Source organism: Actinoplanes sp. NPDC000266, assembly GCF_042899005.1.
Taxonomy (GTDB): Bacteria; Actinomycetota; Actinomycetes; order Mycobacteriales; family Micromonosporaceae; genus Actinoplanes.
This window is the reverse complement of sequence record NZ_JBIAZI010000003.1, coordinates 279,507-289,889: the sequence shown is the minus strand read 5'-3', so window position 1 is coordinate 289,889 and position 10,383 is coordinate 279,507. Positions and strand designations below refer to the sequence as shown.

Below are 10,383 nucleotides of genomic sequence, written 5' to 3'. Positions count from 1 at the left end.
GCCCGACGGCAACTGGATAGCCAGTGTTGGCAGCGACGGCAACATTCAGTTCTGGTCTACGGCGATAACCGGGCTACGAGCGGCAATGCGCGTTGATTCCGCGTTGCAGACGTGTGCCTGGATTCCCTCCTCAGGCCGGATTTGTGTCGGCGGAGTCGGCGGTGGTGTCTACCTGTTTGAGCTGCACCCGCCCTAGCAGCACGGTCTGCGGTGTTGGTGGGCGTGCAATTGCACCGGGCCGGCTGGGGCTGCAGTCAGACGGCGTCGGAGTAGGAGGTCTCGGTGCTGCGTTTCGGCGCGCAGCCAGTGGCACCAGCCGCGCAGGAGGGGCCGGAAGCGGGCTGCGGTGAAGTCCGCGGTCATCAGGAATGGCTTGTGGATGTCCTCCGTGATGGGCGGCTGGCATCCCATCGCGCCCCTCCAGGCCGAGGCCCTCGAAGCGGTCGAGCACCCGTGTTGAGGTCGGCGGCATGGTCTCACGGGTAGCCGAGACGTCGTCGGGCACGAGAGGCGGTTGGCCTTGAAGGGCGCGGTAGGGAAGCCAGGCAGCAGCTCGTGAACCTGAGCTAGCGGAGGTGCTGGTCGAAGAAGGCGAGCGGGTACGCCTGCTGGAGGCGCACGGCGCGGGCCGGGTCGTACGTGCCGATCCAGCCGGCCAGGTCCTCGTCGCTCATGCCGGTGAGGCGGGCAAGTTGCGGCAGGATCCAGACCGCGTCCGAGAACGAGATCTCGGTGCCGTCGTCGATGTGCAGGTCGCGGCGCCAGCCTTTCAAGTGGGTCCAGAAGTCGGCGGCGCTCGATCCGGGGGTGCGGGGGAAGCTCGCGGTCATCATCAGGAACGGGCGTTCGATGTCGGTGGTGAGCGGCGGCTGGCACTCCATCGGGCCGTCCAGGCTGACGCCGGCCCGTATCCGCCGGTCGCGGCCCATGATCACGGCGGTGGCGGTGCCGCCCTTGGAGTAGCCGAACATGCCGATGCGCCGTCCCGCCAGTTCTTCCTCGAGGTGGCCGAGCACGAAGGAGATGTCGGCGGCGTGGTCGTACGGGGTGACCGACACGTCGTCGTCGGGCACGTGGAGGCGGCCGCCGGGGAACTCGGTGTAGGAATCGGTGTGGTCCACCGTGATGACGGTGTAGCCGTGACTGGCCAGTTCCTGCACGATGACGGTGGTCTCCGAGCGGTGGCCGTCGGCGCCGTGCGAGAACAGGATGACGGGCCGCCGGCCGAGAGCCCGCAGCGGCGGAGCGCCGTCGTGCCCGGCCGTGAGCGGCGCCGCGGCGGCGCCGTCCGGGAGGCCGTTGGCCGCCAGCAGGGCGCGCATCGGCGCGTCGGGCATCCACGGCACCAGCGGGCCGCGCCGGGCCGACGCGGGGTACCAGACGCTGGCCATCATCTTCCGGCGCTTGCCGGCCAGCTGCCGTTCCACGGTGCCGACCGGGTACGGGCCGGTCGGCGCGGGCAAGGTGAGGCGGGGCCGCGCGGCCGAGGCCTCGCCGGCGGCGAGTGGGCCGGCGATGCCGGCGGCGAGGGCGGTGGCGAGCAGGGTGCGGCGGGTCAGTGCGGTGGTCATCGATCCTCCGGGGTGGTCTCCACACGGGCGATGAGCTGTTTCAGGCGGCCGATCTCCTCGGCCAGCGCTGTCGTGCCGGCCGGGGTGAGGGTGATCCAGGTGCGGGCGCGGCGGCCCTCGTAGCCCTTCTCGACCTCGATCAGGCCCGCTTCTTCCAACACGCTCAGGTGCTTGGAAAGGTTGCCGGCGGTCAGGTCGAGCTGGGTGCGCAGATAGCCGAACTCCACGCGGCGGGCCTCGTGGGCGACGGTGAGGATGCCGAGCCGGACCCGCTGGTGCACCACGTCGTCGAGGCCGAGGGAGGGATGGTCGCTCACCGCCGCCGTCCGGCCCACGCGAAGACGGCCGCCGCCACCAGCAGGACGACGCCGGCGATGAGCTGGGGCAGTGCCATGCCGGTCCGGAGGCCGAAGTGGGGCGAGGCGAAGCCGTCGTTCATCGGGAGCACCAGGAGCACCAGAGCCAGATATCCGGCGGTGAACAGCAGCAGCGCGAGGTTGCGTTCCAGCCAGACCAGCACCAGCAGGGCCACGCCGATCATGCCCCACGGCATGACCAGCCGGTCCAGCACGAAATACCAGTACGGGAGCGGCCCATCCGGGTACGGGTGGCTGCGGAAGTACAGGAACACGGCCAGCCAGGCGGCGGGGAACACGATGGTCGTCACGGCGCCGGTGATGGCGTACGGCAGGACCCTCGTCCCCAGCCCTCGCTGCCGGGCCGCCCGGAGGTACCAGACGGCGATGGTCGCGTACGCCAGCACCATCGCGGCCGGCCAGTAATAGAGCATGCCGTTGCGCGCGAACGTGCAACCGCCGTCGGGCCGGCAGTCCACTCGCATGCCGAACCAGTCGACCGGGATGGCGAGCAGCGTCGTCACACCCAGCACGAGCAGTGCGGCCCAGGTCATCCGCTGGTCGACGCGTACGCGGTGGGCGAGGGCGCGCACCTCGGCCAGCAGCCGGCGCGGATCGCCGTCGGCGGAGATCGGGTTCGTTGTCATGCCAATAGGTTTCCATTACAAACCTGTCGGCGCAAGTAGGTGGCGGCCTTCACATGATCGTTGCTTGCGCTTCCTATCCGCGCCCGCCTAGTTTTTATGACGCGTGCGCAACTATCGGCGTACGCAAGAAAGGGTGTGGATCTTATGCCTCTCGGACTGGTGGCGCTCGCCATCGGCGGCTTCGGTATCGGCCTGACCGAGTTCGTGATCATGGGCTTGCTGCCCGAGGTGGCGGCCGACTTCGACGTCTCGACGTCGGCGGCGGGCTGGCTTATCAGCGGATATGCGCTGGCCGTGGTGGTCGGCGCGCTCGGCCTGACCGTCGCCACGACCCGGCTGCCGCGCAAGCCGGTGCTGCTCGGCCTGCTGATGCTCTTCATCGCCGGCAACCTGCTGTCGGCGGTGGCCCCGACCTACGAGGTGATGCTCGCCGGCCGCATCGTCGCCGCGCTGTGCCACGGCGCGTTCTTCGGCATCGGCGCCGTCCTGGCGGCCGGTCTGGTCGCCCCGCAGCGCAAGGCGGCGGCCGTCGCGACGATGTTCACCGGCCTGACCGCGGCCAACGTGCTCGGCGTCCCCCTGGGCACGCTGCTGGGCCAGGCCGCGGGCTGGCGTTCGACGTTCTGGGCCATCACGGCGGTCGGGGTGGTGGCCTGGGTGGGCATTCTCGCCCTGGTGCCGGCGGACGCGGGAGGGTCAAGTGCTTCGTCCGTACGCCGTGAATTGAGCGCCTTCAAGTCCGCGCAGGTCTGGCTGTCGATCGTGGTGACCGTGCTGGGCTTCGGAGGGATGTTCGGCGCGTTCACGTACATCGCGTACACCCTGACCGACGTCTCCGGCTTCTCGTCGGGCACCGTGCCGTGGCTGCTGGTCATCGTGGGCGTGGGGCTGTTCATCGGCAACATGGTGGGCGGCCGGGCGGCCGATCGCGGCGTCGACCGCACGCTGGTGACCGTTCTGGCCGGCCTGGTCGTGGTCCTGTCCGGGTTCGCGCTGACCGCGCACAGCCAGTGGGCCACCATCGTGTGGCTGCTGCTGATGGGGGCCTTCGGCTTCGCGACGGTCCCGGGCCTGCAGACTCGGGTGATGCACTACGCGGCGGGCGCCCCGACGCTGGCTTCGGGGGCCAACATCGCGGCTTTCAACCTGGGCAACGCACTGGGCGCCTGGGCCGGCGGCCTGACGATCTCGGCCGGTCTGGGATACGCGTCCCCGTTGTGGGCGGGCGCGGGCATCACGGTCGCGGGCCTCGCGGTAATGGGAACGGCGGCGGCCATGGCCCGCACGTCGAATCAAACCGCCTCCTCTCCCGAACCAGCGCTGGTGGGCTGAACGCATCCACGGTGCCGTGGCCCTGGCTGGCTTCCGCGCCGTCCAAGTCGACGCTGTCGAGGGCCCGAGTGATGCCGGCCCAGCCCGCCGCGAGCGGGCCGGGCCGGCATCCGGATCAGTGCTCGAGCATCCAAGTGATCAGCGCGCGGGCGGCGCCCGCGATGGCGCCGCGGACGGCGGCAAGGGTGAGCTTCTCGCGCCAGGTCGGGTTGGCGGGTTCGTTGGGCATCAAAGGGCTCCCGGTGAGTCGTCGGGTCGGAGAGCCGGCCGGTCTCCCACGGTGACGTCTTCGAGCGAAGCGCCTGTTCGGGGGGTTCGGCATCGGGTGCGAACGAAGCCGAAGAGCGGCACCTGCCATCGGTGTCGTCCACGTCTGCGTTCGCTCCGCGGTCAACAGCGGTCTACGGTGATTCGTTAGTGTTCGACGGCACCGCCGAACAGCCGGGAGACGCTCACATGGTCGACGATCGGGTTGCCGCAGCGGACGAGAAGTCCCGAACCGACCCGAACTCGGTGCAGTCGCTTGCGGACTTCGCCCGGGCGTGCGACCGGCTGCGCGCCGGCCGCTCCTACGCCGCGCTTGCCAGAGCAGCCCGGCCACGGTCGCTGCCACCGGCGACGCTCAGCGGCCTTCTCAACGCCAGGACGACGCCGACCCTCGACACGGTGACCACCTTCCTGATTGCGTGCGGGCTCGGTGACGAGGCCGCGCGGGGACCATGGCTTGCCGCGTGGCGACGAGTCGCGACCGCTCACCAGCCCCGCCACGCCGATGCCGTGCGTGTCCGGCAGGCCCGGCCGCGCTTGCTCGGCGTCCACGCTGCGATCCGGATTCCTGGCGCCTCCAGCGAACTGCCGCCGTACGTGCCGCGCGACCTCGATCTCGGCCTGCGCGCCGCGCTCGCTGCCGCAGCCACGCAAGGAGGTTTCGTTCTGCTCTTGGGCGGATCTTCGGTGGGCAAGACCAGAGCCCTGTATGAAGCGGTAAACGCCGGGCTGCCGGACTGGTGGCTGTTGCACCCCGGCGATGCCGCGGTGATCGCAGCTCATGCGGTGGCGCCGACGCCGCGGACGGTGCTCTGGATCGACGAACTGCAGCGCTACCTCGATCATCCCGACGGGCTGTCCGCCGCCACCGTGCGCCGGCTCATAACTTCAGGGACGGTCCTGGTTGCGACGCTGTGGCCGGACGACTACAACATGCGGATCGCCCGGCCGCCGGCCGAGCAGGAAGATCGCTACGCCAACGACCGTGCGCTCCTCGGTCTTGCCAGCCTCATCGAGGTGCCCGAGGCCTTCACCAGTGCTGAACGGCGCCGTGGCGAAACGCTCGCAAGCACCGACGAGCGTATTCGTATTGCGCTCGACTCCAGTGACGCTGGCTTCACTCAGGTCCTCGCGGCCGGTCCCTCCCTCGTCCGCCGCTGGGAACTCGCCCCAGCCGCCGAGTGCTACGGCAAAGCAGTGATCACGGCCGCGCTGGACGCTCGCCGCGTCGGCGCTGACCAACCCGCCACCCGCGACTTTCTGTCAGCGGCTGCCCCCGCCTATCTCACTCCCGCCCAGCAGGCCCTCGCGCCATCCGACTGGCTGGACCGAGCACTGACCTACGCCACCAGTCCTGTGCACGGTGCCGCCGCGTGCCTCACGCCGGTCGCCGCCGGCATGGGTTCCATTGCTGGCTTCACCACTGCCGACTATCTCCATCAGCACGCTCAGCGAGCGCGCCGTGCCACTGCCCTGCCCGACCTCTTCTGGCAGACGCTCGTCGCCTGCTGTCATCCCGACGACGATCTCAGGGTCGCGCGCAGCGCTCAGCGTCGTGGCCGGCCCGAGCACGCCGTGGCCCTGTACCGGCGCGCCGCGGAGTCCACGGACCCCGAGAACGCCCGGGCCGAACTGGCCGATGTCCTGATCGAGCAGGGACGCGTGGACGAGGCGCTGCGGGTTCTTCGTGACCTCGACGGCACCTGGAGCTGGTACGCCGCCCGCAAGCAGTCCGACGTCCTGATCGAGCAGGGCCGTGTCGACGAGGCCCTGCGGGTGCTTCGCGACATTGCCGACGCTGGACACGAGGACGCCAAGGAACGACTGGCCGACGTGCTGGCTGCCCAAGGTCGCCTGGACGAACTTCGCGATCGAGCCGCCGCCCACGACGAGGACGCCAATCGCAAGCTCGCCGACGTTCTGGCCCAGCGGGGTTGCTTGGAAGAGCTGCGTGAACGCGCGGCAACCGGGCGCGACGCCTCATTTCGATTGGCCAATGTGCTGGTCGAATTGGGGCGCGTCGACGAGCTGCGCGAACGTGCCGATATCGGAGACCGGGCCGCCGTTGTCAGGTTGCCCGCCGTGCTGGTCAGGCAGGGGCGGATCGAGGAGGCGCTGCAGTGGCTCCTCGACCGCGAAGCAACCGGAGACGAGCACGCCGCCCGACAGTTGGTCGACATCCTTTGCGAGGATGGCCGTGCGGACGAACTGCGCCGGCGTGCTGCAACGGGTGACGACTACGCCGCCGATCGGCTGGCCACCGCGTTGGTCCGCCAGGGCGACTTCGACGAAGCGCTGGTGGTCCTCCGCGAACGCAACGAAGCAGAATGCCCAGGGGCCGCTGACCAATTGGCCCGGCTTCTTGCGAAACGCGGTCATGTCGACGAAGCGCTGGGAGTGCTGCGAGACCGTGACGACGGCGTAGACGAGTACGCCGCACTCCGCCTGGCCGAGATGCTCGCCGAACACAACCGGGTGGACGAGCTGCGCAACCGGGCCGCCACGAGGTCGGCACGACAGCGACACTTCGCGCACGCTCTGGCCGGGGTGCTCGCCGAGCTGGGACATATCGATGAGCTGCGCGAGCGTGCTGTTGGCGGGGACAAGTACGCGGCCGAGCGGTTGGTCGCCGCGCTGGTCGAGCTCGGCCGTGTCGACGAAATCCATGACGAAGTTGCGGCCGGCACGCCACACGCGGTCGAGCACCTTCACCGCCTTGAGCAGCGAACACTCAGCACGGATTCGCGGCCGGCTATCGCAACCCCGCGCGGCGGAGGATGTCGACGATGACGCCGGCCTTGCCGGCGACGTACTGGGCCATCGACATCGGATGCTCGGCGGCGACCGTGTGCTTGCGGGCGGCGTAAAGCGCGCGGTCGTCCGGGTGGGCCCGCAACCAATCGCGGAACACCAGATGCCGCAGGTGTTCGTCGCAGTCCGGGCCAAAGACGTGCACGTTGGCGTCATGGGTCTCGGTCCACAGGCAGCGGTGCTCATACCAGTGCGGTTCCCGGGCGGCCAAGGTGAAACCGGCCGCGGTCAGGGCCGGCACGTACGCGTCCTCGTCCGCCGGGTCGGCCACGATCAGGTCGATGTCGACGCGGTCCTTGGCGGCCAGGCCCGGCACCGCCGTCGAGCCGACATGCTCGACGGCGAGCGCCCGGCCGCCGAGCGCGTCCCGGATGCGCGCCTCGTAGCGCCGGAAGCGGGCCGGCCACGCGGGATCGTAGGCAACGATCTCGATGGGCTTGCTCACCTCGGCCGGCCGGCCACCGACCCGGCGCTGAGCCATCTGTTCCGGAGTGAGGGGCGCGGCCGGAGCGGGCAGTGGCGGCAGTCGCATGCCCGCGACCTTATCGCCGGCCCGCCCACGCGCCGGTCAGGGCGAGCCTTCCAGCGGCCTTCTCCGCGCGGGCCTCGGCAATCCACCGGGTGAGGTCGGCCGCTGTCTGCCCGACCGTGCGCCCGGTGGTGTCGACGACCCGTACGGTCCAGCGCCGATCGCCTTCGGCCCAGCCCCGCCAGCGTTCCCACCGCATCGCCTCGTCGCCGCCCCGCGTGATCGCCTCCGGCGCGTGCCGGGGATCGGCGGTGTGACCACGAAGCCATCGCGCCCATGCGAGCAAGGCCGGCTCGGCGGCACCACGGTCCTCGAGCCTCTGCCACCGCTCGCGGTCGTCGACGTCGACCAGGCACGCGGCGATCCCGTCCAACTCGGTGGCCGACGGGCAGGCGAGCACCTCGCCCAGGGGTGACTGCCCGGTCAGGATGACGTCGAGTCCCTCGTCCTGCCACCGCAGCGCACGCCGGATCCACTCCTCGGTGGCCCGCTGCCGCCACACCTTGTCCGCCCCCGGCGGCACGCCGATCTCGTCGAAGTCGTGCACGACCAGGCCGTCGATCCCCGTGCAGGCCCGCATCGCGGTCGTCTTCCCGGAGCAGCTCGACCCGGCCACCGTGAGCAGCATCGGCGTCAGGCGTGCCGTGGCGCCGCGTTGCGGGCGGCTTCGGGCAGGGCGGCCGACGCCAGCAGGGACAGTTTGTCGGCGTCGGGGGAGCCCGCGTCGGGGTGGAAGACGACCAGCATCAGGCTGTCGGTGCCGCTGATGGCCAGGCGCTCGCGGTTCAGGGTCAGCTCGCCGACCTGCGGGTGGTTGATTTTGATCGGGGCGCCGGTCTGACCCCGTACCTCATGACGGGCCCACAGAGCGCGGAAACGGGCGCTGGCCAGGGTCAGCTCGCCGGTCAGCTCGATGAAGCGGGGATCGTCGATGTCGTTGCCGACCGCCTGGCGCAGGTTGGCCACGAAGCACTCCGTCACGTTCTCCCACTCGGGGTGCAGCGCCTGCTCGGCCGGGTCGAGGAACAGGTCGCGCAGCTGGTTGCCGCCCGCGGCCAGGCCGGGGGAGAGGGCCCGGGCCAGGCTGTTCGAGGCCAGGATGTCGAAGTAGCGGTCCTCGATGAAGGCGGGCTGGATCAGCGAGTCGAGCAGCTTGAGCGCGCCCGGCGGCGGGGTCTGCTTGCGGGGACGGCGTTTGCGCCGCCGGGGCACCTCGGCGACCAGGGTCAGCAGGTGGGCGAAGTGGTCCTCGTCGAGGCGCAGCACCCGGGCGATCGCCTCGAGCACCTGCACGGACGGGTTGCGGTTGCGGCCGCGCTCCAGGCGCAGGTAGTAGTCGGCGCTGATCCCGGCCAGCATGGCGACCTCCTCGCGCCGCAGGCCCGGCACCCGTCGCACGCCCACGCCGGGGATGCCCGCCTGCTCGGGCGTCACCAGTTCGCGCCGGGCGCGCAGGAAGGCCCCGAGGGCGTTGGTCGTCTCGCTCACCAGGCCAGCGTATTCCGGCGTACGGGAACAGAGGGGGTCCTGTCATTCCCCTGGCATCGCAGGGATCTGGCTGGCATCCGGGGCCGCGCCTAGCGTTCCGGCCATGACCGTCACTCTGATCACCGGGGCCAACAAGGGCCTCGGCTTCGAGACCGCAAGGCAACTTCAAGACCTGGGCCACATGGTGTACGTCGGCGCCCGCGACCCGGAGCGCGGCGCGAAAGCCGCCGCCGAGCTGGGCGCCCGCTTCGTCCAGCTCGACGTGACCGACGACGCCTCGGTGAAGGCCGCGCTGGCCACGATCGGCGCCGCCGAGGGCCGGCTCGACGTCCTCGTGCACAACGCGGGCATCCTTGCCGACGGCCCGGTCGACGGCCCGGCGGCGCTGCGCGCGTTCGACACCAACGCCATCGGGCTGATCCGGGTCACCGAGGCCGCACTGCCCCTGCTGCGCAAGTCGGAGAACCCCACGGTGGTCACCGTCTCCAGCAGCATGGGCTCCTTCTGGGCGGTCACCAACCCCGAGCGGCCGGAGTACGGGCTGCCGCTCCCGCTCTACGCGGCCTCCAAGGCGGCCGTCACCATGCTCACCGTGCAGTACGCCAAGTCCGAGCCGGGCATCAAGTTCAACGCGGTCGAGCCCGGCCCCACCGCCACCGACATGACGGCCGCCTGGGGCATCGGCCGCCCGCCGGCGGAGAGCGCCCGGGTCGTGGTCGGCCTGGCGACGCTGGGCCCGGACGGCCCGACGGGCACCCTGCGCGACGAGAACGGCGAGTTGCCCTTCTGACCTGTTGCCCACCCGGCCTCGTCCACCCTCACGGGACGAGGTCGGGGAAGGTCCCGACCGGCCCGACCGGCCCACTGAACATCGTCAGCCGGAGCACCCCTGTCGGCACCGTGGACAGCGCAGGCAGCGAGGGCGGTTCAGCGGTCACCCCGAGCGTGATGTGCGGCCGGTAGTCATCACCCACCAGCCCCAACGGCGGGTGCCCGAGCCGCAGGAATTCCTGGTGAAGGGCGTCGAGCTCCGGAGTACGGATGACTTCGAGCCCGAAGTAGCAGCCACCGCTGGGGACGTAGTAGTCGCCGGGCGCGATCACCGAGTAGAGCAGCCCGATGACTTTCGCCTCGAAAACCCGGCCACGATGGGGCACGGTGGCCGCCACGATGCCGGCCACCTGCTCGTCAGCACAGTCGACATGCAGCACCGAGACATGGGGCGGAGCGTCATCCCCGAGCAGCATCAGCGGCCGGTGCCCGCCCCCGATCGCGTGCGACAGCCCGGCAAGCGACCGCGACGTCTCGGCGTCCGGCCGCAGCACCACCCCGTACGCCATGAGACCACGGTGCCACCAACGGCGGGCCTCCGCACGCGCCCG

11 protein-coding genes are annotated in these 10,383 nt (G+C 70.7%); 4 read left to right on the top strand and 7 right to left on the bottom strand.

Annotated features, from left to right (window positions below):
* The coding region (locus ACFY36_RS12910; protein WP_499746120.1) for a hypothetical protein at positions 1 to 196 on the top strand (196 nt) is incomplete at its 5' end.
* A gap of 370 nt (positions 197 to 566) precedes the next feature.
* On the opposite strand, the gene ACFY36_RS12905 is transcribed toward ACFY36_RS12910, so the two are convergent.
* From ACFY36_RS12905 to ACFY36_RS12895, 3 genes are read right to left on the bottom strand one after another with little or no spacing between them, the layout of a single operon-like run.
* On the bottom strand, positions 567 to 1,571 hold the full coding sequence (locus ACFY36_RS12905; protein WP_499746119.1) for an alpha/beta hydrolase family protein: 1,005 nt from the start codon (positions 1,569 to 1,571) through the stop codon (positions 567 to 569).
* Positions 1,568 to 1,888, bottom strand: coding sequence for a transcriptional regulator (locus ACFY36_RS12900; RefSeq protein WP_499746118.1), 321 nt, complete (start codon positions 1,886 to 1,888; stop codon positions 1,568 to 1,570). The genes ACFY36_RS12905 and ACFY36_RS12900 overlap by 4 nt, the downstream gene beginning before the upstream one ends.
* Positions 1,885 to 2,574, bottom strand: coding sequence for a hypothetical protein (locus ACFY36_RS12895; protein ID WP_499746117.1), 690 nt, complete (start codon positions 2,572 to 2,574; stop codon positions 1,885 to 1,887). Before ACFY36_RS12895 ends, ACFY36_RS12900 begins: the two co-directional genes overlap by 4 nt.
* 144 nt (positions 2,575 to 2,718) lie before the next feature.
* On the opposite strand from ACFY36_RS12895, the gene ACFY36_RS12890 reads away from it, so the two are divergent.
* Both ACFY36_RS12890 and ACFY36_RS12885 read left to right on the top strand, forming a co-directional pair.
* The gene (locus ACFY36_RS12890; RefSeq protein ID WP_499746116.1) at positions 2,719 to 3,906 is read left to right on the top strand and encodes an MFS transporter; all 1,188 of its coding nucleotides are present in this window, start codon (positions 2,719 to 2,721) and stop codon (positions 3,904 to 3,906) included.
* Positions 3,907 to 4,323: 417 nt separating this feature from the next.
* Positions 4,324 to 6,963, top strand: coding sequence for a tetratricopeptide repeat protein (locus ACFY36_RS12885; protein ID WP_499746115.1), 2,640 nt, complete (start codon positions 4,324 to 4,326; stop codon positions 6,961 to 6,963).
* On the opposite strand, the gene ACFY36_RS12880 is transcribed toward ACFY36_RS12885, so the two are convergent.
* Genes ACFY36_RS12880 through ACFY36_RS12870 form a run of 3 tightly spaced genes read right to left on the bottom strand, consistent with a single transcriptional unit; the run spans position 6,926 to position 9,001 of the window.
* Positions 6,926 to 7,516 (bottom strand): GrpB family protein, encoded by a 591-nt coding sequence (locus tag ACFY36_RS12880; RefSeq protein WP_499746114.1) that lies wholly within the window; start codon positions 7,514 to 7,516, stop codon positions 6,926 to 6,928. The genes ACFY36_RS12885 and ACFY36_RS12880 overlap by 38 nt on opposite strands.
* Before the next feature lie 10 nt (positions 7,517 to 7,526).
* Entirely contained in the window at positions 7,527 to 8,141 is a 615-nt protein-coding gene (locus tag ACFY36_RS12875; RefSeq protein ID WP_499746113.1) for a hypothetical protein, read from the bottom strand.
* 5 nt (positions 8,142 to 8,146) lie between these two features.
* Complete coding sequence (locus tag ACFY36_RS12870; RefSeq protein ID WP_499746112.1) at positions 8,147 to 9,001, bottom strand: helix-turn-helix domain-containing protein; 855 nt, start codon at positions 8,999 to 9,001, stop codon at positions 8,147 to 8,149.
* Between the two features lie 103 nt (positions 9,002 to 9,104).
* On the opposite strand from ACFY36_RS12870, the gene ACFY36_RS12865 reads away from it, so the two are divergent.
* Positions 9,105 to 9,791 carry an SDR family NAD(P)-dependent oxidoreductase gene (locus tag ACFY36_RS12865; RefSeq protein ID WP_499746111.1) on the top strand — a complete coding sequence of 229 codons (687 nt, stop codon included), beginning with the start codon at positions 9,105 to 9,107 and terminating at the stop codon, positions 9,789 to 9,791.
* Positions 9,792 to 9,819: 28 nt separating this feature from the next.
* Here ACFY36_RS12865 and ACFY36_RS12860 read toward each other — a convergent pair whose 3' ends face one another.
* Positions 9,820 to 10,341 carry a 2'-5' RNA ligase family protein gene (locus tag ACFY36_RS12860; RefSeq protein WP_499746110.1) on the bottom strand — a complete coding sequence of 174 codons (522 nt, stop codon included), beginning with the start codon at positions 10,339 to 10,341 and terminating at the stop codon, positions 9,820 to 9,822.
* Positions 10,342 to 10,383: the final 42 nt, after the last annotated feature.